Here is a 22,763-nt window from a genome sequence, read left to right as displayed (position 1 = left end):
TCGCTGTGATGGTGGAGCTGCTCAGCTCCACCACTTGATGAGGTTCGCCTGCTCCTTGCGGACCTCGTACCCGTTGGGCGGGACGGGCGAATCGGCTGGACACAAACGGGACGTGGCTGCGACGCTCGGACGCCGAGGGGCGGTGACGATGCGCGCATCCCGACGATTTCACGTTGCCGCCGTGGCCGAGCTGTTGCTCGGGGTACCGACGGTGTTGAGCAGCCTGCTGGTCGTGGCGTTGCTCGGGCGGGCGGTGAGCCAGCAGACGTGGTGGGTGTTTCCGGTGGTGTGGCTGGTTTCCGGGGCGATCGTGTTCGTGCCGGCCACGGATCGGGTGCTGGCGGCGGTCGTGCACCGGCTCAGGAAGCCCACCAGGACGGAAAGCGCGATCCTGCAGCCGTTGCTGGAGGACGTGTGTGCCAACGCGGGGGTTGATCCGAGCCGGTACTGGTTGCGGATTCAGAACTCCCGCGAGATCAACGCGATGGCGGTGGGCGGGCACGTGGTCGGGGTGTCGACCGCGGCGCTCGGCCTGCCGGCGGAGCAGTTGGAAGCGGTGCTGGCGCACGAGCTCGGGCACCACCTGGCCGGGCACACGAAGATCAGTCTGTTGCGGTGGTGGTACGAGTTGCCGGCGCGGACGACGATTCTCGTCGTTGTCCTGGTCGGGGTGGTCGTGCTCCGGATTGGGCAGGCGTTCGGTGGCACGGCGGCCATCGTGTCCATGATTGTCGTGGTGGCGTTGGGGATTGTCGCGGTGCTGGCCAGTCCGTGGCTGTTGCTGGTACCGGTGATCGCGCCGCTGGTGGCGTTGACGAGCAGGAGGGCCGAGTTGCACGCGGACCGGGTCGCCGCCGAGCTCGGGTACGGGCCGCGGCTGCTGGAGGTGCTGCAACGCTGGATCAGGGAGGGGCACGACGACATCCGCGCACGGGCAGGCTTCAGGGCGCGGATGCTGGCCTCGCACCCGTCGTGCGCCCAGCGGATCGCCCGCCTCCAACAGCGGAGGTAAAGCCATGGGGGGCACATTCATGGACGTCAGGTCCATGAATGTGCCCCCCATGGCACAAAATCAGGCCAGGGGCGGTTTGAACAGGGTGGGCACCGCGGAGGCGGCGGCCGAGTCCAGCAGCCACAACGTGCGACGGCGGCCGGTGGCACCCGCGGCCGGGAGCTGGACCTCGCCCGCACCCGAGAGAGCCATGGCCACCGCGGCGGCTTTGGCACCACCGGTGGTCATCAGCCACACCTCCTGGGCGCGGCGCACCGACGACAGCGTCAGCGACACGCGCGTGGGCGGTGGCTTCGGGCAGTTGCGGACGGCGACGACGGTCCGTTCCTTCTCGTAGACAGCAGGAGAAGCGGGGAACACCGACGCCACGTGGCCCTCTTCGCCCACGCCCAGCAGACACACGTCGAACGTCGGCACGTCGCCGTGGTCTTCGGGACGGGCCAGGGAGGCCAGCAGTGAGGCGTAGGCCTCGGCGGCTGCCTCGGGGTCGTCGCCGAACTTGCCGTCCGAAGGCTCCATCACGTGCACGCGCGCGGGATCCACCGGCACGTGGTCCAGCAGCGCCGCGCGTGCCTGCGTCTCGTTGCGATCCGCGTGACCGGAAGGCAGGAAACGCTCGTCGCCCCAGTAAAGGTCCACGCGGGACCAGTCCACGGCGTCACGGGCGGCGTTGCGGTTCAGGTGCTCCAGCACGGCGGTGCCGGTGCGGCCGCCGGTCAGCACGACCGACGCGTAGCCGCGGGCGGCTTGGGCGTCGACCATGCGGGTGACCAGGCGGGCCGCCGCGGCGGCGGCCAGGAGGTCGCCGTCGCGGTGGACCACTACCTGCGGATTGCTCACGAACTCGCCTTCGCCTTCGACTTCTTCGGAGCTGCCTTGCCGTTGGCAGCAGACTCCTCGGCAGCGGCAGCATCGTCGGCGGGCTTCGGCGCGGGCGTGCGGCCCTTCGCGATCTTCGACAGCGACTTCAACGCCGCCGCGTAGACCTCGTCGGGGTCGAGCCGGCGCAGTTCCTCGGCGAGGCAGTCGCGGACCGAACGACGCTGCAACGCCACCCGGCGCGACGGCTGGCCGGGCTGCGAGAGCGTGCCCACCTTGCCGTCCGGGCGGATCAGGTCGACGGCACCGGACGCGCGGTCCAGCTTGACCTGCACGATGCCTTCGCCCGAAGTCGCCTTGTAGCGCTTCGCGGGCACCTTCAGCTTGTCCGTCAGCCAGGCTGCCAGAAGATCCGTGGACGGCGAGTCGGCCTCGCCGGTCACCTCGGCCTCGGTGATCTTCTCGTACGGCGGCAGGTCCAGCGAAGCCGCGAGCATGGCGCGCCACAACGTCAGACGCGTCCACGCCAGGTCCGTGTCGCCCGGCGCGTAGTGCGCCTTGCGGGACTCCAGGGCCTTGATCGGGTTCTTCTCCGCGGCCGCGTCGGTGATGCGGCGCTGCGCGAGCTGGCCGATCGGGTCCTTGGACGGGGAGATCGGCGCGTCGAACGGCCACCACGCCACGACCGGGGTGTCCGGCAGCAGCAGCGGCATGACACACGAGGCGCCTTCCTTGGCCAGTTCTCCGTACAGACGAAGAACAACGACCTCGGACGCACCCGCGTCGCCGCCGACGCGGATCTGCGCGTCCAGGCGAGGTGCCGCCTGACGAGCGCCGCGGGCCACGACGATCACGCGACACGGGTGTTCGCGGGAGGCGTCGTTGGCCGCGTCGATCGCGGCGTCGGTGCGCTGGCCGTCCTCGGTCACGATGACCAGGGTCAGCACCCGGCCCAGAGTGGTCGCGCCGCCTTCGTCACGCAGACGAACCAACCGCGAGTTGATCTGGGAGGTGGTGGTCGAGGGCAGGTCGATGATCACGGACGCCTCCAGTGCCTTCCGGTCCGAGCCGTCATCGCGTCCGCCGACGGCGGCCCCCACGTACCGGCCTTGTACTTTTCCAAAGCTGGTTCGTCCTTGCGCGCCCAGAACTCCAGCACCGGGTCGAGGATCTCCCAGGAGAGCTCGACCTCGTCGTTCTTCGGGAACAGCGACGGCTCACCGAGCAGCACGTCGAGCAGCAGCCGCTCGTAGGCCTCCGGCGACGACTCGGTGAACGAGTGGCCGTAACCGAAGTCCATCGTGACGTCGCGGACCTCCATGGTGTTGCCCGGCACCTTCGACCCGAACCGGATCGTCACGCCCTCGTCCGGCTGCACCCGGACCACCAGGGCGTTCTGCCCGAGCTCCTCGGTCGCGGTGTCGTCGAACGGCAGGTGCGGCGCCCGCTTGAACACGACCGCCACCTCGGTGACGCGACGGCCCAGGCGCTTGCCGGTGCGCAGGTAGAACGGCACCCCGGCCCAGCGACGGGTGTTGATCTCGCAGGTGATCGCGCCGAACGTCTCGGTCTTCGACTCGGGCGAGAAACCGCCCTCCTCCAGCAGACCGGGCACCTTCTGACCGCCCTGCCAGCCACCGGAGTACTGGCCGCGCGCGGTGGTCTCCTCGAACGGGCCCGCGGGCCGCGTCGCCGAGAGGATCTTCACCTTCTCCGCCCGCAGGTCCGACGGCTTGAAGGAGACCGGCTCCTCCATCGCGATCAGCGCGAGCAGCTGCAGCAGGTGGTTCTGGATGACGTCGCGCGTCGCACCGATGCCGTCGTAGTACCCCGCGCGGCCACCGAGACCGATGTCCTCGGCCATGGTGATCTGCACGTGGTCGACGTAGTTCGCGTTCCAGATGGGTTCGTACAGCTGGTTCGCGAACCGCAGCGCCAGGATGTTCTGCACGGTCTCCTTGCCGAGGTAGTGGTCGATGCGGAACACCGACTCCTCGGGGAAGACCTCGTTGACCGTGCGGTTGAGCTCCTTGGCGGAAGCGAGGTCGTGACCGAACGGCTTCTCGATGACGACCCGGCGCCACTGGTCCGGTGCCGTCTGGGCGAGGCCCGCGCGCTTGAGCTGGTTGACCACCGTCGGAAACGCGCCCGGCGGGATCGACAGGTAGAACGCGTGGTTGCCGCCCGTGCCGCGCTCGGCGTCCAGAGCCGCGAGGCACGACGCGAGGTTGTCGAACGACTGGTCGTCGTCGAACGTGCCCTGCACGAACCGGATGCCCTCGGCGAGCTGCTGCCAGACCGCCTCGTTGAACGGCGTCCGCGCGTGCTCCTTCACCGCGTCGTGGACGACCTTCATGAAGTCCTGGTCGGCCCAGTCGCGGCGGGCGAAGCCGACGAGACCGAAGCCCGGCGGCAGCAGACCCCGGTTCGCGAGGTCGTAGATCGCGGGCATGAGCTTCTTGCGCGACAGGTCACCGGTGACGCCGAAGATGACCAGCGCGCTCGGGCCCGCGATGCGGGGCAGGCGCTTGTCGCGCGCGTCCCGCAGCGGGTTGCGCCACTTGTCGGATGCGGTCACGAACCGTCCTCCTGGACTGCCTCGACGAGCTGGGCCAGACCTGCGATGCGGTCTTCGAGGTGAAGCCGCAGCACCGGGCGACCGTGTTCGATCAGCACCTGACCGTCACCGAGCGCCTGCGCGAGCTGCAGCTGCGCGAGCGTGTAGGGACGGCCGGGCACCTCCAGGTCGTCGCCGGACGCGCCGGTGATCTGGATGAACACGCCGTTCTGGTGACCGCCCTTGTGGTACTGGCCGGTCGAGTGCAGGAAGCGCGGACCCCAGCCGAAGGTGGTCTGCAGGTGCGTCCGCTTCGCGATCTCCGCCCGGAGCAACGCGAACGACGCGTCGTCGATCCTGTCCAAGTACGCCTGAACCGAGATGTAGCCGTGGTCGGGCGCCACTTCGACCAGCGCCGCCAGCGCTTCCGCGACGGTGTTGACCTTGCGCGGAGCCCAGTCGGTGCCGTGGCCCTCGACCGGTCCGTCCACGAAGGACGGTGCCGAGGAGGAGGCGACCGGCGCGTCGAGCAGTGCGCGGGCGGCCTTCTTCGCGGCCTCGACGTCGGGCTGGTCGAACGGGTTGATGCCGAGCACCCGGCCGACGAGCGCGGTCGCGTACTCCCACAGCAGCATCTGCGCGCCGAGCTTGCCCTCGACCGCGACGTTCGCGGAACCGGTGGCCGGTCCGATCGCCACGGTGGTGGCGTCGCTGCGCGCGTCCACGAAACCGGGGGCGCCGGGGCCCTCGACGACGACCGGCAGCAGGCCGGTGCCGTTCTTGCCGGTCGACTCGGCGATCAGCTGCTCGGCCCAGTCACCGAACCCGACGATGCCGGACCCCGTGTCGGCGAACACGATCTTCTCGGCGCCGTTCGCGTGCGCGGCGCCGAAGATCGCGGCCAGGACCACCGCGGGGTTCTCGACCGAGTCCTGCGACACCAGCTTCGCGACCTCGGCCGCCTCGTCGAGCAGCGACTCGACGTCGGCGCCGGCCAGGTACGACGGCACGAGACCGAACGCGGTCAGCGCCGAGTACCGGCCACCGACGTTCGGGTCGGCCAGGAACACCTTGCGGTAGCCCGCTTCCTCGGACGCCTTCTGCAACGGCGAACCGGGGTCGGTGACCACTACGATGCGCGATGCGGCGTCGATGCCCGCGTCCGCGAAAGCCTTCTCGAAGATGCGCCGGTGGCTGTCGGTCTCGACGGTCCCACCGGACTTGGACGACACCACGATCACCGTGCGCTCGAGATCACCGGCGAGAGCGTCGGCGACCTGGGCGGGATCGGTGGTGTCCAGCACGATCAGCGGCACGTTCTGCGTCCGCGTGATCACCTCGGGGGCCAGCGACGAGCCACCCATTCCGGCGAGCACCACGCGGTCGACGCCCTCGGCGTGCAGATCGGCGCGCAGGGCCACGAGCTCGGGGAGCAGTGCTCGGGACGTCTCGTGCAACGTCGTCCACGAGAGGCGGATGCTCGCCTCGGACTCGGCTTCCGGCCCCCACAGGGTCGGGTCCTGCGCGGTCAGCTTGCTCGGCACCGAATCCGCGACCAGGTCAGCAGCGATGATGCTGACCTGGTCGGCGTTCGGTGACCTCACGATTTCGACGGAGGTCACTTCGTGATCAGCCCTTCAGTTGAGCCAGTTGGTTCGTCACCGTCTCGAGCAACTCTTCCCAGGACTTCTCGAACTTCTCGACGCCCTCGGTCTCGAGGACCTTGAACACGTCCTCGAGGTCGATTCCCACGGCGGCGAGCTGGTCGAACACCTCCTGGCCCTCGGCAGCGCGTCCGGTGACCGTGTCACCCGCGATCTTGCCCGCGTCGGCGACGGCGTGCAGCGTCTTCTCCGGCATCGTGTTCACGACGTCGGCGACGACGAGCTGGTCGACGTAGAGGGTGGGGGAGTAGCTCGGGTCCTTCACACCGGTCGACGCCCACAGCGGACGCTGCGCGTTGGCGCCGTCGGCCTTCAACGCCTCCCAGCGCGCACCCTGGAACGTCTTCTCGAACGCTCCGTAGGCGATCCACGCGTTGGCGAGAGCCGCCTTGCCGCGCAGTGCCTTGGCCTCGTCCGTGCCGATCGCGTCCAGCCGCTTGTCGATCTCGGTGTCCACCCGGGACACGAAGAACGACGCGACCGAGTGGATCGAGCGCAGGTCGTGGCCGTTCGCCTTGGCCTGCTCCAGGCCGGCGATGTAGGCGTCCATGACGGCCTGGTAGCGCTCGGTGGAGAAGATCAGCGTGACGTTGACGCTGATGCCCTCGGCGATCGTCTTGGTGATCGCGGGCAGGCCGGCCTCGGTGGCCGGGATCTTCACCAGCAGGTTCGGCCGGTCCACGGTCTTCCACAGGTCCTGCGCCTCGGCCACGGTCTTGTCCGTGTCGAACGCGAGGCGCGGGTCGACCTCGATGGAGACGCGGCCGTCCACACCGTTCGTCGAGTTGTAGATGTCGCGGAACTTGTCGCACGCGTTGCGCACGTCGGTCGTGGTGACCTCGCGGATGGTCGCCTCGGTGTCGGCGCCCCGGTTGGCGAGCTCGCGGACCTGCTCGTCGTACGACTCGCCCTTCGAGAGCGCGCCCGCGAAGATCGTCGGGTTCGTCGTGACACCGACAACGTTCCAGTCGCGGATCAGCTCGTCCAGGTTGCCGCTGGTGAGCCGCTCACGGGACAGGTCGTCCAGCCAGATCGAGACACCGGCGCCGGACAGTGCGGCGAGATTCGGCTTGCTCAACTTCTTAACCCCTCACTCGGTCAAGGGAACGGCGTGCGGCGGCGACGACGTTCTCCGTCGTGAAGCCGAACTCCTTGAACAACGTCTGGTAGTCGGCCGAGGCGCCGAAGTGCTCGATCGACACGATCTCGCCCGCGTCGCCGACGTGGCGGTACCACGGCTGCGCGATGCCGGCCTCGACCGCGACGCGCGCCTTCACCGACGACGGGATGACCGACTCGCGGTACTCGGCGTCCTGCTTCTCGAACCAGTCGAGCGACGGCATGGAGACCACACGCACTGCAACGCCCTCGCCCTGCAGAACCTTTCCAGCCTCGTAGGCCATCTGCAGTTCGGAGCCCGTGCCGATGATCACGACCTCGGGGTTCTCGTCACCGAAGAGCACGTAACCACCGCGCTTCACGCCCTCGGCGGAGGTACCCGGCAGCGTCGGCACGTTCTGGCGGGTCAGCGCGAGACCGACCGGGCCGAGCTGCTCCAGCACGGCCTTCCAGGCGAACGCGGTCTCGTTGCCGTCGCCAGGACGGACGACCGCGAAGTCCGGGATCGCGCGCAGGGCCGCGAGGTGCTCGATCGGCTGGTGCGTCGGGCCGTCCTCGCCCAGGCCGATGGAGTCGTGCGTCCACACGTACGTGACGGCGGCCTGCATGATCGCGGCCAGCCGCACGGACGGGCGCATGTAGTCGGAGAACACGAGGAACGTGCCACCGAACGGACGGGTCGGGCCGTGCAGCGCGATGCCGTTGAGGATGGCGCCCATGGCGTGCTCGCGGACACCGAAGTGCAGCACGCGGCCGTACGGGTCGGCCTTCCACATGCCGGTGGAGATCGACTCCGGGCCGAACGACTTGGCACCCTTGATGGTCGTCAGGTTCGACTCGGCCAGGTCGGCCGAACCGCCCCACAGCTCGGGCAGCGCGCCGGCGAGCGCGTTGATCACCTCGCCGGAGGCCTTGCGGGTCGGCACGCCCTTGGCGTCGACCGGGTAGACCGGCAGCGCGTCCGCCCAGCCCTCGGGCAGCTGACGCGCGATCAGGCGGTCGAGCAGCTTCTTGTTCTCCGGGTTGGCCGAAGCCCACGCGTCGAAGGACGACTGCCACTGCGCCTTGGCGTGCTCGCCGCGCTTGACGACCTCGCGGGTGTGGTTGATGACCTCGTCGGTGACCTCGAAGGTCTGCTCGGGGTCGAAGCCGAGGATCTCCTTCGTGGCCTTGACCTCGTCGGCGCCGAGCGCGGCACCGTGCGCGGCACCGGTGTTCTGCTTGTTCGGCGCCGGGTAGCCGATGATCGTGCGCAGCAGGATGAACGAGGGGCGCTCGGTCTCGGCCTTGGCGTTCTCGATCGCCTCGAGGATGCCCTTGACGTTCTCGCCGGACTCGACGACCTGGACGTGCCAGCCGTAGGCCTCGTAGCGCTTCGCGGTGTCCTCGGACAGCGCGATCGTCGTGTCGTCCTCGATGGAGATCTTGTTGTCGTCGTAGAAGACGACCAGGTTGCCGAGCGCTTGCGTGCCAGCCAGCGACGAGGCCTCGGAGGTGACGCCCTCCTCGATGTCACCGTCGGAGGCGATCACGTAGATGTGGTGGTCGAACGGGCTCTGACCCTGCGCGGCGTCCGGATCGAACAGGCCGCGCTCGCGGCGGGCGGCCATGGCCATGCCGACGGCGGAGGCGAGGCCGGAGCCCAGCGGACCCGTGGTGATCTCGACGCCCCTGGTGTGCCCGTGCTCCGGGTGGCCGGGGGTCTGGGAACCCCAGGTGCGCAACGCCTTCAGGTCGTCCAGCTCCAGGCCGTAGCCGGAGAGGTACAGCTGCACGTACAGCGTGAGGCTGGAGTGGCCCGCGGACAGCACGAACCGGTCGCGGCCGATCCAGTCCGGGTCGGCGGGGTCGTGCCGCAGGACGCGCTGGAACAGCGTGTACGCCAGCGGCGCGAGGCTCATCGCGGTGCCGGGGTGCCCGTTGCCGACCTTCTGCACGGCGTCCGCCGCGAGCAGGCGCGCGGTGTCGACAGCGCGCTTGTCGAGTTCGGTCCAGTCGTCCGGCAGATCGGCCTTGGTGAGCCGGGTGATGTCGTCGGTGACGGTCACGGACTTACAGCTCCACTCTTGTCGCTAGGGCGGGCAGGCTTGATCGATCCCGAACAGGCTGACCCGCGTTTCTCCCTCGTCCACCGGCCAGCCTAGTCCTGAGAGATTCAGATGTTGCTCTGAAAGGTCTCAGGTGGGTGTGTGCCGGGGCACACCAGCACCCGAACGGGCTGTGAATTCTTTGCGCGGTTACCATCAGTCGCTGGATTTCACACCTGTCTCAACACGAGGAGCGTCCCCGCGATGAGTGCCGTCCTCGAGGCGCCCCGGTCGCCTCGCCAGGTCGTGGGCGCCTACGTGGCGCTGACCAAACCGCGGGTCATCGAGCTCCTGCTGATCACCACGATCCCCGCGATGCTGCTCGCCCAGCACGGCCTCCCGCCGCTCTGGCTGATCGCCTGCACGCTCACCGGCGGCACCCTCGCCGCGGGGTCGGCAAATGCCCTCAACTGCTTCGTCGACGCCGACATCGACTCGGTCATGAAGCGGACGACGGCCCGGCCGCTCGCGCAGAACGCCATCCCGCCGCGCAACGCCCTGATCTTCGGCATCGTGCTCGGCGTCGTCTCGTTCGCGTTCCTGTGGATCTTCGTCAACCTGATGTCGGCCGCGTTCGCGGTGGCGACCATCCTCTTCTACATCTTCGTCTACACGCTGGTCCTCAAGCGCCGGACCTCCCAGAACATCATCTGGGGCGGCATGGCGGGCTGCATGCCGGTGATCATCGGCTGGAGCGCGGTGACGGGCACGGTGGAGTGGCCGGCCCTCGTGATGTTCGGCGTCATCTTCTTCTGGACTCCGCCGCACACCTGGGCCCTCGCCATGAAGTTCAAGGAGGACTACGCGCGCGCAGGTGTGCCGATGCTGCCCGTGGTGGCCACAGCTCAGCAGGTGACGCGGCAGATCGTCATCTACAGCTGGATCACCGTCGTCTGCACCCTCGCCCTCGCCCCCGTGACCTCGTGGATCTACGTGGCGGTGGCGGCCCTGTCCGGCGTGTGGTTCGCCGTCTTCGCGCACAAGTTGCACAACGTTGTCCGCCGCGGCGGGTCCACGAACACCATGAAGTTCTTCCACATGTCGAACCTCTACCTGATGCTCGTGTTCTGCGGTCTCGCCGTGGACGCCGTGGTCGGGTTGCCGGTGCTTGGCTGGCCGTTCTAGCTGCACCTCAAGTCGTACGGCTGTGGCGCCCGTTGAGTTCACCGTCACCGGTGGTGAAGGCTCGCCACTGGACTTCGCGGCCGCGTTCGTTCCTGCCAGGTCGTTCGTCGTCCTGACCGATCCGGCCGGCTGGGCGCTGGTCAGCAAGGGACTCGTGCCTGGTCAGGCCGCCTCCACCGCGGTCGCCACGCGCGTGCGGACGCTCAAGATCGCGGTGCTGGACCTGCGGCACTTCTCCTCGCCCGCCGAACTGCCGTCGATCACGGACGTGCCCGGGGAGGTGGTGGCGCTGCACGACACGCGCTCGTGGGACACCACCGCGGTCGTGCAGTCGCTGCGCCGGGTGCGGCCGGTCCTGCTGTTCACCGCCGCGCACACGTGGGTGTCCGGAGTGGACTCCGCGTCGGTGCTGATGGGGTGGAGCGCGCCGCACGTGGTGCTCGCGGTGCCGTCCGGTCCGGGCGAGGGCCGGGTCGAGGACGCCCTCTGGCAGTTCGGTGAGCTGGAACGGCGCCGGATGGTCCGCTACACCGCCTTGCCGGAGCCGGTCGTGGTCGAGGATCGCGCGGTGTCGGTCGTGGTGGCGTTGCCCGGCGCGACCGAGGGGATCGCGGGGGTGTTGCGGCCCGGTGCCTCCTACGAGGTGTGGGTGCGGGTCGGGGACCATCTCTCCGCGCTGCCGGGCGACCTGGAGCTGCGGGCGGTGCTCGGCATGTCCGGGCGCGAGGTGCAGGCCGAGTCGTTCGTGCTGCCGGCGGAGGGGTCCAGTCCGTGGGTGAGCTTCCCGGTGACCACGCCGTACGCGTCGGTGCCGTGGAGCGGTGAGCTGGTCGTCTATCGCGGTGTGGTGCCGGTGCACGTCCAGCGGGTCGTGCTGCCGGTCGGGGCGGGGAAGTCCCAGGCCAGGCTCCGGTTCCGGTTGTCGCGGACGTTCGCCGATCTCGCGCCGTTGTCGTCACGGGTGGCGTCGATCCTGGTGCTCGGGGAACGGGCGCTGGTCGCCACCGGTGGTGTGCCGTCGTGGATCAGCCTGGACGGTGACTGCTCGCTGCCCCCGGTGTCGGGGCTGGATCCCTGGTACGGCAAGGACTTCCCGGCATACTGCGCGGACCTCGCCGCTGCCGCCGTGCGGGGTGCCGAGCTGCACGGACGGCTGGGTGCGGTGGTCCGGCGCGGCGGGGTGATCACGGTGGCCGGGCGGACGCGGGTGCCGTGGGCGCTCGTCTACGACCTGCCGTTCACCGAGGGGCCGTACCGGCTGTGCACGTCCGTGGCGCGGTTCGGGCCGTTCGGTGCCGGGGGACCTGTGCCGGCGCAGTGCCCGGAACCGGACCACAGCGGGAACATGTTGTGCCCCTTCGGTTTCTGGGGCCTTTCGAGCGTGCTGGAGCAGCCAGCGGGGCCGCCTGCCTGGCAGGTCGCGCCTGGGACGCGCCCGGTCTCGGTGGCACTGGCCGTCGATCCCGCGCTGGACCGGACGCTCACCCAGCGGCACGTGGCCGAGCTGATGTCGTACCTGCCGCCGGAGTCGATCTCGTCGGCCTACGTCAGCCCGGCGGGGCTGGCCAGGGCGTTGACGGACGAGCGCGCGGACGTGCTGCACCTGGTCTACGACGAGGGCGTCCTGGAGGCCTTCGAGGTCGAGCCGTGGCCGCACCGGCCGTTGGTCGTGACGACGTCACCGTCGGCCGATCTCGTGGACGCCTTCGTGAACGGGGCGGGTGCCGCGGGCGTGATCTGCCCGGAGGTGGCGGTCGACCAGGGCATGGCGGGGTGGGTGAGCGGCATGCTGCTCGCCCGGCTGGCCGAGGGGATGCCCGCGGGGGAGGCGTTGCGGCAGACCCGCTGGGAGATGCTCGGCCGAGGCAACGTCCTGGGGCTCGCGTATGCGTTGCACGCGGGTGCGGACCTGCGGCTGCGCTGAGTCGTCACCACGGCTTGCGCTGGCGGCGCGGGTCGAAGGGACCGTGCTCCATGTTGCGCATGCGCTCGAAACTCGGGCTCGTCGCCATGTGCCACTGGCCCAGGATCGCGAGGGTGAGCACCACGCCCACCACGCAGATCGCGGACGTCTCGAACGGCTCGCCGCGCTGGTACACCCACGTGCCGATGCCGATCACGAGGAGCAGCCACCACTTCAGCCAGACGAAGTAGGTGTTCGCGCGGTAGAAGGCGAGCTGGTGGACGGCGAGCACTCCCAGGGCGATCGACCAGCGCCAGTCGTGGGTGAACGTCAGCCAGGTGAGCGCGGCGAACGCACCCAGGAAGAACACGACGAAGAAGAACACCCGGACCAGGAGGGTGATCCGTGCCGTCCGCAGCATCCTGGCCTTGGTCTGCGCCCTCTTCTTCGGCCACATCGGGTAGGTCGGGCAGTACTTGGCCAGGTGCAGCACGCCGGGGACCTCGTCCTCCTCCCCGGTCTTGTGGTTGTAGACGACGACCACGTAGCCGTCCCGATCCGGTGCGGTCCAGGGATCGGGGAGGCTGTACGGGTGCCGGACGCCCGTGCGCCAGCGGAAGAGGGCGGTCGAGGGCCACCTGTCGAGCGCCCCGACCGTCAGCACGGACTGACGCAGCGCGCCCGGATTGCCCAGCGTCGTGAGGTAGAACCCGAGCGTGCCGTAGAAGATGACCTTCAGCGCGAGCGTCCCCGCCGCGAGCAGGAGATCGAGGGTCATCAGTTCACCAGCCAGTTCAGCACGTCCGTCACCACGTCGGCGAGGTCGAGCGGGTCCGCGGCGGCGTCGGGGAGGGCGATGATCACCTCGCCGATCAGCTTGGCGGCGCGGGAGTCGCGCTGCCGCAGCGCGTGGGCGAGCGTGGCGCCGCCCGCGATGACGAGCGCCCACACCGCGACCTTGCGGCCGGCTCCCCTGCCGGTCGGCGGCGCTTCGAGCCCACCGGCCAGCGCGAGTGCCGTGAGCAGCGCGCCGCCGCGGCGCGGATCGGCCAGGTCGTCGAACAGCGCGGTGATCGCCGAGGAGAGCGCCCCGTTCGCCACGTCGCGCGTGAAGGCTTCGGCGGAGTGGCGTTCGAACCGTGCGCGTTGCACGAGCACCGCGAGCCGGGGTGAGGTGAGCTGGGCGAGATCGCCCTCCCAGCCGGGCGGCAGCTTCTTGGCGGTCACCACCGGCCACACCGCGAAAACGACCAGGTCGAGCAGGATCTGGCCCGCCACCGGCTGCTGCGGCGGTTCGCCCGGCCGGGCGAGGTAGCCGACCAGACCGGCGATCATGAGGCGCCGCACGGCGTCCTTCGTCGCGGGGTCGGCCAGCTCGGCCCGGACGTGGTCGAGCTGTGCCGCCTGTTTTCGATCAGTCCCGCTGTGCTCGGCCGCGACGCGCTCGACCCATTGCCGCAGGGTGAGCAGGTCCAACGGTTGCCGAGGGGCCGGGTGGTGGTGGATCTCCCCGGTGAACGTGCCCGCCTGCACCACCGGGCCGATGATCACGGCGTTCTCGTTGATCTCGTTGCGAACCTGGTCGTCGTTCATCCCCACCTCTGATCAACGCCTCCGCCCGCCCGACCGTAACGCGTCCTGGCGGGTGAATCGTCGTCTTCGGTGAACCGCTGGGGGTCTGTGGGCGTTTTCGCAGGCATGCTGAACTCGGACGCGCAACTACGTCAGGCGATGGCGGACCTGACCCACCGCTTCGGTGACCGGGTGGCGGCCGAGGTGATCTTCGAGGCCGCCGCGGCAGCGTACGAAGACCTCAGCCGCACCTCGACCGTGCACGCCCATCTCGCCGTGCTGACCGCACGCCGCGCCGCCCGCGAGCTCGCGCTCACGGCCGTTGGTGTTCAGATGCCGATTCAGCAGACAGCTGGTCTCACGCCGGCGCGGTGACCTCTAGGAGACCACCTTGGTCAGCAGGTCCTCGACGCACGGGTCGTCGAGGGACTCCACGATGCACTGCCACAGCAGGAGGTTGGTCTCGGCCCACTTGGTGTAGGTCGCGGTGGCTTCCGCGTCGTAGAAGTAGTAGCCCTCGTCGGCCTTGCCCACCTGCTCGCCCACGATCTTGTACGCGAGCTCGCGGAGCGTGATGCCGTTCTCCTGCAGGTACTTGTGCGCCAGCACGACCGGCGTGACGGGGAGCGCCTTGAACAGCGTGTCCGCGTCGGAGAGCGCCTGCGCCTCCAGTGAGATGTCGCGGCTGCGGGTGCGCATCTCGGCCTCGAGGACGATCTTCTCGATCCACTCGATGTCGCCGACGCAGACGCCCGAGACGAACAGGACCTTCCGGCGCAGCGCCTCGCCGTCGGTCGGCAGCGAGTTGCGGCGGACCATGTAGTTGAGGTCGTGGACCAGGGCGGCGATCTCGACGACGTCCCTCGCGGCGCCGTTGCGCTCGGCGAAGTGCACGGACTTGTCGCGGACGAAGCTCACGTGGTGCCAGCCGTGGAACTGCAGCTTCGCGGCCAGGTCCTCGCACAGCCGCCTCACGCGCTGCTCCACGTCCGCGATGACAGACCTAGGAATCGTTGTGCGCGTACGCATCATCAGCCCTCCCACCGGGTGGGCTGATGGTAGGCGCGTGCCGGAGCGTTTACAGGTTGTTCGTCAGATCCTCCAGTCGGTCCTCGACCGGCACGTGCCGGTGGCTGATCCCGGTGTCCGGGTCGTAGCTGAGGCTCCACGGCGTGACGGCACGCGACTTGACGAGGAACGTCATGGTCCCCTCCGCCGCGCGTGGGATGCGGTGGAACTCGTGCGCGAGCAACGTGCCCGTGGTGCCCTCGGTGCACTGAGTGCGTTTCGTGAGCTCCGTGGCGACGATCGTGCGACCGCCGAGGCCGAGCCGGGCGTCAAAACGTTCGTGCAGGTAGGCGCCGCTCAGGATGGTGGTGCAGAAGTGGTACCGGTGGTTGTGGACCGAGTCCGCGTAGCCGGCCCGCCAGTCCGTCAGCGGTTTGTACTCGTGCAACCAGAACGTGAACGGTTCGTCCGGTTCGTCCCTCAAGCACCACGCGAAGTGCGTCGTCGTCTCCCGGGAATGCGCGATCACCCAGGTCGCCTCCTGGGGCGTGAGCCCGTCGATGTACGCACGAAGCTCCTTGCGCAGATCCGGCCGCGCCGCCCATTCGCCAAACCACGTACCGACGTCGGTCCAGTGGTCCACGACGGGAAATTCGGCGCGCTTCACCCGGGCGGCGAGCTCCTCGAGCGCGGACAACCCGGTGAACTCGGCTAGCAAGATCGATCAGCTCCTCAACTGAGCGGATGCGGAGAATTCGCGACGGAATGCGTGGAACTTGCCTTCGAGCTCCGCGAAGCCGTCTGTGGTGAGTGTTTCGCCGGTGATCTTCTCGAACAACGCCAGGAAGTCCGTCCTCGTCGTTCCCGGTGTGATGACGAAGTGATAGCCGGCCTTGGAATTGCTGATCCGCAGGAACTCCGCGCGTTCCATCGCGTACAGGAACGAGCTCTCGGTGAACCTGAGCGTTCGCGGATACGGCCTCGGCACTCCGGCGGTGTTGCTGTAGAGCGTGATCCAGGCGCAGTCGTCGAACAGTTCGAGTCGATCCTGCGGTGGATCCGAAACGATCGTGACGTCGATCCGGCTGCACCGGCTGCGCGCCGCGTAGAGCCCGACCAGCCCGATGCGGATCTGTTCCTTGAGCCTCGCCTGGATCTCCTCGTAGTCGCCGTCCGCGCCCTCGTTGCGCAACAGGTACCGAGCGCGCCCGCTGATCGCGTTGTCGTCGCGCGGGTCCGCCAGCACGGCCCTGAGCTCGCATTCCGTCTGCGACAACAGGACTCTGCCCGCCGCGTACCGCCCGGCGAAGCCGCGGAAGCAGTACAGCCGCGTCCGCTCCAGGTCCTGCATCATCAGCTGGTTGAAGACGGGTGACGGCTTGGCCGTCGGCTCGAACACGTGGCTGGGGAAGAACTCCCGGTCGAGCAGCCGGTACTCCTCGCTGAGCTCCTTGAGCGCCCGGCGACTCTCCTCGACGACCGGCGCGAGTAGTGCTTTCTGCGCCGTTTTCGACGTGACGAGCGTCTGGGTGAAGCTCACGACCGCCGATATGAGCGTGCCGGTGCCCAGCGCCGTCAGGAAGTTTCTCGGTGCCCCGGAATCCATTTGACTGGAAATGGCCAGCGACGCACCCGACGTCGTGACGAGTATGAGGAGGAGCAACCCGGTCCGAGTCCAAAACAACTCCTGGATCAGGTTGCTGCGGATGCCTCCGGCCTCCGCGGACACGTGTCCCACCTCCTGGGTCACCTCATTGGCCGCTACCCGAACGGACGAATGCGGTCGGTGTCCGATCAAGTGCGCGGAGTTACTGTACGCGTCGGTCAAAAGATAAGGAAGCTGCTATTCGTGCGACATTTAGCACCGGAATAACCGCCCTTGAAGGCCGTCGACGGCCCGTACTCGTGCACTTCGGTGACACCCAGTCGCGGCCGGTGCCCGACGTGTCGGATGAGGGTGACCCACCCACCCGAACGCACCCACGCCGCGTGTTTTAGCCCGCTCAGCGCCACCCGCCGTTGGTCCGCGAGGCGCAGCACACCACCCGCCCGCGGCCGCACGCCCGATGGGTCGGACCGCACCCCAGCCCCACCTGCTACACCGCGCTAACAGCCCTCCGAATACGCTCACCCACCATGCGCAACGTCCTGCTCATCGCGTCCCTGGCGCTCGTAGCGGCCACCGGCCTCGCGGGCTGCGGCAGCTCGGCCCAGCCCTCGACGGGCGCGCCGACCGCCCCCTGCAAGGCCGACGACTTCAAGGTCACCGGCGATTTCGGGTCGGCGCCCAAGGTCGAGATCCCCGCGTGCAAGCCCACCGACGAGCTCATCGTCAAGGACCTGGTGCAGGGCACCGGCGCCGAGGTGAAGGCGGGCACGACGGCCACGGTCAACTACCAGCTCACGACGTTCTCGGACAAGAAGGTGCTGGACAGCTCGTTCGAGCGCGGCGAGCCGTTCGACGTGGAGAACGTCGGCAGCGCGCCGGTCATCGACGGCTGGAACGAGGGCATCGTCGGCCTCAAGGAGAAGGGCCGGCGGCTGCTGGTCGTGCCGCCCGCCAAGGGGTACGGCCAGGGCGGTCAGGGCATCAAGCCCAACGAGACCCTCGTCTTCGTGATCGACGGCGTGAAGGTCACCCCCGCCGCCTGACGTTGATGAGGGGAGCTTTCACAAACCTCAGGTTTATGAAAGCTCCCCTCATCAACATCCCGGACCGGACCGCGTGGGTCAGGGCACGAGCAGGAGTTTGCCGGTGGTTCGGCGGGACTGGAGGTCCGTGTGCGCTTGGGCCGCCTCCTCCAGCTTGTAGCGCCCGCCGATCCGGATGTTCAGCGTGCCGTCCACGATCGCCCCGAACAGGTCCGCCGCCCGCCACTCGTACTCGGCGCGGTCCAGCAGGTACGACCCGGTCGACGGCCGGGTGAGGTACACCGACCCGGCTGCGTTGAGGCGCTGCGGGTCCACCGGCGGCACCGGTCCGGACGAGGCACCGAACAGCGCCAGCAGCCCGCGCGGCTTCAGCGACGCGAGCGACTGGTCGAACGTGTCGCGCCCCACGCCGTCGTAGACCACGTCGACCTTCTCGATCTGCGACGCGAACTCCCCGTACCGCAGGACCTCGTCGGCGCCGGCCTCCCGCGCCAGCGCCTCTTTCTCGTCGGTCGACACGGTCGCGACCACGTGCGCGCCCTTCGACTTCGACCACTGCGTCAGCAACAACCCGACGCCACCGGCGGCCGCGTGCACCAGCACCCGGTCGCCTTCCTTCACGACGTGCGTCGAATGCGTCAGGTAGTGCGCGGTGATGCCCTGCAACAGAGCGGCCGCCGCCAGCTCGACGTCCAGCCCGTCCGGCACCCGCACCGCGGTCGTCGCCGGCACCACGACCTCGGACGCGTAGCTGCCCAGCACGGACATCCACGCCACCCGGTCGCCGACGGAGAACTCCGGCGAGTTCGAGGCGACGACCACGCCCGCGCCCTCAAGCCCCAAAGCGGTGGGCAACGGCACCTGGTACTGGCCGCTGCGCTGGTAGGTGTCGATGTAGTTGACGCCCGCCGCGCCGACCCGCACCAGCAGCTCGCCGTCACCGGGCACGGGTGACGGCACTTCGGTGTGTTCCAGCACCTCCGGTCCGCCGGCCGAACGCACCACCACTGCCTTGGGCATCTGTCCTCCTTGATCGACTCAACCCGGTCAACCCAGGCCACGGCCGCGGTGTTCCCGGTCCCGTCAGATGGGAACCTTGCCGTAGGGCCTGCATCGAAGTCTGAATCCGCGATGGCCGGGCAACTCTCATCGAACCCAGACTTCGAACCTTGCCCTCAGTCCTCGCCGAGCGCCACGCGGCGCGCGAGCCCGAGCGGCAACGCGCCGGATCCGGCGATCCGGTCGTGGAAGTCGCGCAACGACCCCAGTTCCGCGGCCAGGAACTCGTCGCGGATGAGGTCGATCTCCAGCGCGCCGGTCAGGTACGACGGCGCCTGCGTCGCCCACGCGCAGTACCGCTTCACCTCGCCCACGGCCGTGCCCGGCGTCAGGGCCGTGCGCGCCACCATGAACGCCTCGGCTTCCGCCGGTGTCATGTCGCCGCAGTGCAACGCCGTGTCCACGACCATCCGCGCCGCGCGGAACAGCCGTGCCTCCACGTGTCCCATCAGGGACGCCTTGGTCCGGTAGTAGCCGACCGACCGCAGCAGCTTCTCCGAGTACAGCGCCCAGCCCTCGGAGAAGTACGACGTCCGGAACACCTTCCGCAACGGGTGCGCCGGCCCCTGCGCCGCCACCCAGGCCGAGTGCCAGTGGTGACCGGGATACGCCTCGTGCACCGCGATCGTCGGAATCTGCGGGCGCGCGTTGGTGCGCAGGCGGTGCGTGATCTGCTCGTCCGTGGCCCCGTCGGGCGTGAACGGCACGAAGAAGTAGCCGGCCCGCCGAGACGTCAGCGGCGGCGGCCCCAGGTAGCTCGCGACCGCCATGATCGCCCGGTGGAACGGCGGCGACGGCACGACGGCGCACTCCTCGCCGTCGGGCAGCGTGACCAGTGAGTGCTCGACCAGCGCCGCGCGCGCCCTCTGCGTCTCGGTCTCGTACTCCGCGCGCATCGCCTCCAGCGTCGGCGGGTGGTCGTCCTGCAGCGAGCTCATCACCGCGCGCCAGTCCGGCGAGCCCGCCAGGTCGATCAGTTCGGCTTCCAGCGCCGCGTAGGCGTCCTGCCCGCGCTGGTGCAGCTCCGGCGCGCCGTAACCGAGCAGTTCCTTGTCCTGCAACATGGTCGAGTAGAGCTTCTCGCCCATCCGCCAGTCGCCGGTGGCGCGCAGGGCGAGGTCCTCCAGGAACGCCGCGTGCCGGTCGAACGCCTCGGCGGCGGGCACGGCGGCCTCGACGAGCTGCGCGCGCAGCTCGGGTGAGCTCACCTGCAGCGGCAGCGAGTCGAGCACGAACGAACGCCCCGTCTTCACCTGGTCGCACGCCCGCCGCACGACCAGCGGTGACGCCAGCGACGCGTCGAGGTTCGCCTCGGCGGCCGCGAAGACCGACGGCACCTCGCGCAGTTTCGCGATCGCGGCGGCGACGAGCTCGGCCTCGGGCAGCAGCTGGTGCAGGAACGGTGCCAGCAGCCCGAAGAACACCATCCCGGAGTACTCGTGCGGGTCGCGCCGCCAGCCCGGCCACGCCTCCATCGCGAGCTGCCCGCGCAGCACCGACAGCGCGAGATCGCGGTCCACCGACCTCGGCAACGGCTCCAGCCGCGCGAGCCACGCGCCGTTCTGCCTGGCCCGCTGCTCGAACGCCGTCGCGGAGAAGTCCCCGAACGTCGAGTAGTGCTCGAGTGAGCCGACTTGCGCCGCGTGGGCGGGGTGATGGTCGAAGTACCACGAGAGAAACGACGTGAGCGTGTCGGTGGTCACCCGACTGAAGCTACCCGGTGGTTTTACAGTGTGGGGATGTCTGATCAAACCACTCAGAAGCGCATCGCGGAGTTCGTGAAGGCCCACGGCAAGCCGGGCACGGCGGTCAGGGCGGTCGTCGAGCCGATCGGCCGGGCCGGCGCGCGGATCGTGCTGGTCGGCGCGGACGGCGCCATGGGCGACGTGATGGCGAAGGACGTCGAGTCCGCCACCAAGGCCGTCGAGGCGACCGACAACGTCGAGCAGGCCGACTGGGACCGCGAGACCACCGCCGCCACCAAGATCGGCCCGGCGCACCGCCGCAAGATGGCCAAGATGCAGTCGTGAAGGTCGTACTCGCCTCGTGCGCCGCGCTGCCCAACGGTGACGGCGACGAAGACGCGTTGATCGACGCCCTGCGGCGTGACGGCGTGGACGTCGTGTGGCAGCCCTGGGGCGAAGCCGTCGACGCGGACCTCGTGGTGCTGCGCGCGACCTGGGACTACACCGAGCGCCTCGACGACTTCCTGGCGTGGTGCGAAACCGTGCCCGCGCTTGCGAACCCGTTGCCGGTGGTCCGCTGGAACACCGACAAGTCCTATTTGGTCGAGCTCGCCGCGCGCGGCATCCCCGTCGTGCCCACCGCGGTCGTGGAGCCAGGGGAGTCCCTGGTCTTCCCCGACGGCGAGTTCGTGGTGAAACCGGCGATCGGCGCGGGTTCGCGCGGCGCCGGCCGGTTCACCGACCACGCCGAGGCACGTGCGCACTTCGACGCCCTCGGGGTCAAGGCACTGGTGCAGCCGTATCAGTCCAGTGTGGACTTGAACGGCGAGACCGCGCTGGTGTTCTTCGCGGGCGAGTACTCCCACTCGTTCCACAAGGGACCGATGCTGGCGCAGGGCCTGCCCGAGTCGGAGTCCGGCCTGTACGTCGAGGAGAAGCTGCGGAGCATCGAGCCGACTGAGCGTCAGGTCGAGCTCGCGAACCAGGTCCTCGACGTCGCCGCCGAGTTGCTCTCGTTGGAGCGCAAGGACTTCCTGTATGCACGGGTGGACGTCGTCGAAGGCCCTCGCGGCGAGCCGTTGCTGCTGGAGCTGGAGCTGACCGAGCCGTCGCTCGGGTTCAAGCTCACCGACGAAGCCGCCGCGTCGCGGTTGAGCGCGGCGATCAGGGCGCGCCAGTAGGCTCACGGGCGATCCCGGCCAGCACGTCGAGCGCGGCCGCCAGCCGGTCGAGGGGCGGCGACGCCAACGCGAGCCGGACGGCGTTGGGTGCCTGGCCGATCGCGAACGCCGCCGCCGGGGTCACCGCGATGCCCTCGCGCGCGGCCGCGGCGGCGAACGTGTCCGCCCGCCACGGCGGCGGCAGCTCCCACCAGCAGTGGTAGGCGCGTGGATCGGCGCGCACGTCGAGCTTCTCGGCGACGAGCCGTTGCCGGGCCATCGCGTCCGCCCGCTTGGCCCGCTGGATGACGGCGGCGGTGCCGTCCGCGATGTGGTGCGCCGCCACGTCGAGGGCGAACCGCGGCGCGGTCCAGCCGCCGCCCCGCACGCTCGTGGCGATCCGGTCGAAGAGCTGGGCCGGTGGCACGACGAAGCCGACCGTCAGGCCCGGCGCGATCCGCTTGGACAGGCTGTCGACGACCACCGTGCGGTCCGGGGCGAGCGCGGCGAGCGGCGGCTCGTCGCACAGGAAGGTGTACACGGCGTCCTCGATCACCGGGAGGTCCAGCTCCGCCGACACCGCGACGACCTCCGCGCGGCGAGCTTCCGGCATGGTGACGCCGAGCGGGTTGTGCAGCGCCGGTTGGAGGTAGACCGCGCGCACCGCCGCCGCGCGCAAGGCGTCCGGAACGACACCGTGGTCGTCCATTTCCAGCGGCACCAACGTGATCCCGAGCCGGGTGGCGATGGTCCGCACGACCGGATAGGTGAGCGCCTCGACGCCGAGCCGCCCGCCGACCGGCACGAGCGCCGCCATGGTCGCGGCGAGCGACTGCTTTCCGTTGCCGGTGAACAGGATCTGCTCCGGCGAAGGCTGCCATCCGGTGCGCGCCAACAGCTCTGCGGCGGCGGCTCGGGCAGGAGCCGTGCCGGTCACGCCGCCCGGCTGCAACGCCTCCGCCAGCACGTCCGGACGCAGCACTCTCGCCAAACTGTTCGCCAGCAACGCCGACTGCTCCGGCAGCACCGGGAAGTTCAGCTGCAGGTCCACCGGCGCGCCGCCGGGATCGGCGAGCGCGGGTTCCGCCGCTCGCGCCCGCACGAACGTGCCCCGGCCGACTTCTCCGGTGACCAGCCCGCGCCGCGACAGTTCGCCGTAAACCCTTGCGGCCGTGGAGTTCGCGATGCGGTGGCGGCGGGCGAACACGCGCTGCGGAGCCAACCGCTCACCCGGTCGCAACCGCCCGGCCGCGATGTCGGCGGCGACGGCGTCGGCGATCCGGCGGTAGTCGTCCACGGTCGAGATCCCCAATTGCACCGAGAGCAATGTTTTGATTGTAC

Annotated in this window: 21 protein-coding genes; 7 read left to right on the top strand and 14 right to left on the bottom strand. The window is 69.5% G+C overall.

From position 1 onward, the window contains the following. The first annotated feature begins 181 nt into the window (after positions 1-181). The gene (locus G7043_RS42810; protein WP_166054591.1) at positions 182-1,012 is read left to right on the top strand and encodes a M48 family metalloprotease; all 831 of its coding nucleotides are present in this window, start codon (positions 182-184) and stop codon (positions 1,010-1,012) included. A 60-nt stretch (positions 1,013-1,072) separates the two neighbouring features. Here G7043_RS42810 and pgl read toward each other — a convergent pair whose 3' ends face one another. Genes pgl through tkt form a run of 6 tightly spaced genes read right to left on the bottom strand, consistent with a single transcriptional unit; the run spans position 1,073 to position 9,219 of the window. Beyond that, positions 1,073-1,852: a 6-phosphogluconolactonase gene (gene pgl / locus G7043_RS42805; RefSeq protein ID WP_166054589.1), complete on the bottom strand. Its 780-nt coding sequence runs from the start codon at positions 1,850-1,852 to the stop codon at positions 1,073-1,075. Beyond that, complete coding sequence (opcA, locus tag G7043_RS42800) at positions 1,849-2,871, bottom strand: glucose-6-phosphate dehydrogenase assembly protein OpcA (protein WP_166054587.1); 1,023 nt, start codon at positions 2,869-2,871, stop codon at positions 1,849-1,851. Before opcA ends, pgl begins: the two co-directional genes overlap by 4 nt. After that, positions 2,868-4,409 (bottom strand): glucose-6-phosphate dehydrogenase, encoded by a 1,542-nt coding sequence (zwf, locus tag G7043_RS42795; RefSeq protein WP_166054585.1) that lies wholly within the window; start codon positions 4,407-4,409, stop codon positions 2,868-2,870. The genes opcA and zwf overlap by 4 nt, the downstream gene beginning before the upstream one ends. Then, positions 4,406-5,992: a glucose-6-phosphate isomerase gene (locus G7043_RS42790; RefSeq protein WP_313888363.1), complete on the bottom strand. Its 1,587-nt coding sequence runs from the start codon at positions 5,990-5,992 to the stop codon at positions 4,406-4,408. The genes zwf and G7043_RS42790 overlap by 4 nt, the downstream gene beginning before the upstream one ends. Positions 5,993-6,017: 25 nt before the next feature. Beyond that, positions 6,018-7,130, bottom strand: a complete 1,113-nt coding sequence (gene tal / locus G7043_RS42785) for a transaldolase (protein ID WP_166054582.1) — start codon at positions 7,128-7,130, stop codon at positions 6,018-6,020. A gap of 4 nt (positions 7,131-7,134) precedes the next feature. After that, on the bottom strand, positions 7,135-9,219 hold the full coding sequence (gene tkt, locus G7043_RS42780) for a transketolase (RefSeq protein ID WP_166054580.1): 2,085 nt from the start codon (positions 9,217-9,219) through the stop codon (positions 7,135-7,137). Between the two features lie 243 nt (positions 9,220-9,462). Between tkt and G7043_RS42775 the strand changes: the two genes are divergently transcribed. Together G7043_RS42775 and G7043_RS42770 are read left to right on the top strand one after the other, a co-directional pair. Continuing rightward, the gene (locus G7043_RS42775) at positions 9,463-10,383 is read left to right on the top strand and encodes a heme o synthase (RefSeq protein WP_166054578.1); all 921 of its coding nucleotides are present in this window, start codon (positions 9,463-9,465) and stop codon (positions 10,381-10,383) included. A gap of 22 nt (positions 10,384-10,405) precedes the next feature. Next, positions 10,406-12,307 carry a hypothetical protein gene (locus G7043_RS42770; protein ID WP_166054576.1) on the top strand — a complete coding sequence of 634 codons (1,902 nt, stop codon included), beginning with the start codon at positions 10,406-10,408 and terminating at the stop codon, positions 12,305-12,307. Between the two features lie 4 nt (positions 12,308-12,311). On the opposite strand, the gene G7043_RS42765 is transcribed toward G7043_RS42770, so the two are convergent. Both G7043_RS42765 and G7043_RS42760 read right to left on the bottom strand, forming a co-directional pair. After that, the gene (locus G7043_RS42765) at positions 12,312-13,064 is read right to left on the bottom strand and encodes a hypothetical protein (RefSeq protein WP_166054574.1); all 753 of its coding nucleotides are present in this window, start codon (positions 13,062-13,064) and stop codon (positions 12,312-12,314) included. Next, a complete protein-coding gene (locus G7043_RS42760; protein ID WP_166054572.1) occupies positions 13,064-13,879 on the bottom strand; it encodes a hypothetical protein in 816 nt (271 codons plus the stop codon). The genes G7043_RS42765 and G7043_RS42760 overlap by 1 nt, the downstream gene beginning before the upstream one ends. Positions 13,880-13,984: 105 nt before the next feature. On the opposite strand from G7043_RS42760, the gene G7043_RS42755 reads away from it, so the two are divergent. After that, positions 13,985-14,233 (top strand): three-helix bundle dimerization domain-containing protein, encoded by a 249-nt coding sequence (locus G7043_RS42755; protein WP_166054570.1) that lies wholly within the window; start codon positions 13,985-13,987, stop codon positions 14,231-14,233. Between the two features lie 3 nt (positions 14,234-14,236). Here G7043_RS42755 and G7043_RS42750 read toward each other — a convergent pair whose 3' ends face one another. The 3 genes from G7043_RS42750 to G7043_RS42740 are packed head-to-tail and all read right to left on the bottom strand — an operon-like array spanning position 14,237 to position 16,529. After that, the gene (locus G7043_RS42750) at positions 14,237-14,887 is read right to left on the bottom strand and encodes an HD family phosphohydrolase (protein ID WP_166054569.1); all 651 of its coding nucleotides are present in this window, start codon (positions 14,885-14,887) and stop codon (positions 14,237-14,239) included. A 49-nt stretch (positions 14,888-14,936) separates the two neighbouring features. Beyond that, positions 14,937-15,584, bottom strand: coding sequence for a hypothetical protein (locus G7043_RS42745; RefSeq protein WP_166054568.1), 648 nt, complete (start codon positions 15,582-15,584; stop codon positions 14,937-14,939). A 6-nt stretch (positions 15,585-15,590) separates the two neighbouring features. Next, positions 15,591-16,529, bottom strand: coding sequence for a hypothetical protein (locus G7043_RS42740; protein ID WP_242643320.1), 939 nt, complete (start codon positions 16,527-16,529; stop codon positions 15,591-15,593). A gap of 473 nt (positions 16,530-17,002) precedes the next feature. Between G7043_RS42740 and G7043_RS42735 the strand changes: the two genes are divergently transcribed. Continuing rightward, a complete protein-coding gene (locus G7043_RS42735) occupies positions 17,003-17,518 on the top strand; it encodes an FKBP-type peptidyl-prolyl cis-trans isomerase (protein ID WP_166054566.1) in 516 nt (171 codons plus the stop codon). A 78-nt stretch (positions 17,519-17,596) separates the two neighbouring features. Here the strand turns inward: G7043_RS42735 and G7043_RS42730 are convergent, their stop codons facing one another. Next, on the bottom strand, positions 17,597-18,538 hold the full coding sequence (locus G7043_RS42730) for a quinone oxidoreductase family protein (protein WP_166054565.1): 942 nt from the start codon (positions 18,536-18,538) through the stop codon (positions 17,597-17,599). 155 nt (positions 18,539-18,693) lie between these two features. Continuing rightward, positions 18,694-20,280 (bottom strand): DUF885 domain-containing protein, encoded by a 1,587-nt coding sequence (locus G7043_RS42725; RefSeq protein WP_166054563.1) that lies wholly within the window; start codon positions 20,278-20,280, stop codon positions 18,694-18,696. A gap of 36 nt (positions 20,281-20,316) precedes the next feature. On the opposite strand from G7043_RS42725, the gene G7043_RS42720 reads away from it, so the two are divergent. Next, positions 20,317-20,607, top strand: coding sequence for a hypothetical protein (locus tag G7043_RS42720; protein ID WP_166054561.1), 291 nt, complete (start codon positions 20,317-20,319; stop codon positions 20,605-20,607). After that, positions 20,604-21,443 (top strand): ATP-grasp domain-containing protein, encoded by an 840-nt coding sequence (locus G7043_RS42715; protein ID WP_166054559.1) that lies wholly within the window; start codon positions 20,604-20,606, stop codon positions 21,441-21,443. The genes G7043_RS42720 and G7043_RS42715 overlap by 4 nt, the downstream gene beginning before the upstream one ends. On the opposite strand, the gene G7043_RS42710 is transcribed toward G7043_RS42715, so the two are convergent. Next, positions 21,427-22,719: an aminotransferase-like domain-containing protein gene (locus G7043_RS42710; RefSeq protein ID WP_166054862.1), complete on the bottom strand. Its 1,293-nt coding sequence runs from the start codon at positions 22,717-22,719 to the stop codon at positions 21,427-21,429. The genes G7043_RS42715 and G7043_RS42710 overlap by 17 nt on opposite strands. Positions 22,720-22,763 lie beyond the last annotated feature (44 nt).

Source organism: Lentzea alba (genome assembly GCF_011067745.1).
Taxonomy (GTDB): domain Bacteria; phylum Actinomycetota; class Actinomycetes; order Mycobacteriales; family Pseudonocardiaceae; genus Lentzea; species Lentzea alba.
The sequence above is the reverse complement of the archived record's forward strand: the minus strand, read 5'-3'. Positions and strand labels throughout refer to the sequence as shown.

Bases quoted from the DNA above. Each gene is read 5' to 3' on its own strand.
- G7043_RS42775 (WP_166054578.1), top strand. From the start codon at position 9,463: ATGAGTGCCGTCCTCGAGGCGCCCCGGTCGCCTCGCCAGGTCGTGGGC.
- G7043_RS42765 (WP_166054574.1), bottom strand. From the start codon at position 13,064: ATGACCCTCGATCTCCTGCTCGCGGCGGGGACGCTCGCGCTGAAGGTC.
- G7043_RS42760 (WP_166054572.1), bottom strand. From the start codon at position 13,879: ATGAACGACGACCAGGTTCGCAACGAGATCAACGAGAACGCCGTGATC.
- G7043_RS42755 (WP_166054570.1), top strand. From the start codon at position 13,985: ATGCTGAACTCGGACGCGCAACTACGTCAGGCGATGGCGGACCTGACC.
- G7043_RS42750 (WP_166054569.1), bottom strand. From the start codon at position 14,887: ATGCGTACGCGCACAACGATTCCTAGGTCTGTCATCGCGGACGTGGAG.
- G7043_RS42735 (WP_166054566.1), top strand. From the start codon at position 17,003: ATGCGCAACGTCCTGCTCATCGCGTCCCTGGCGCTCGTAGCGGCCACC.
- G7043_RS42730 (WP_166054565.1), bottom strand. From the start codon at position 18,538: ATGCCCAAGGCAGTGGTGGTGCGTTCGGCCGGCGGACCGGAGGTGCTG.
- G7043_RS42720 (WP_166054561.1), top strand. From the start codon at position 20,317: ATGTCTGATCAAACCACTCAGAAGCGCATCGCGGAGTTCGTGAAGGCC.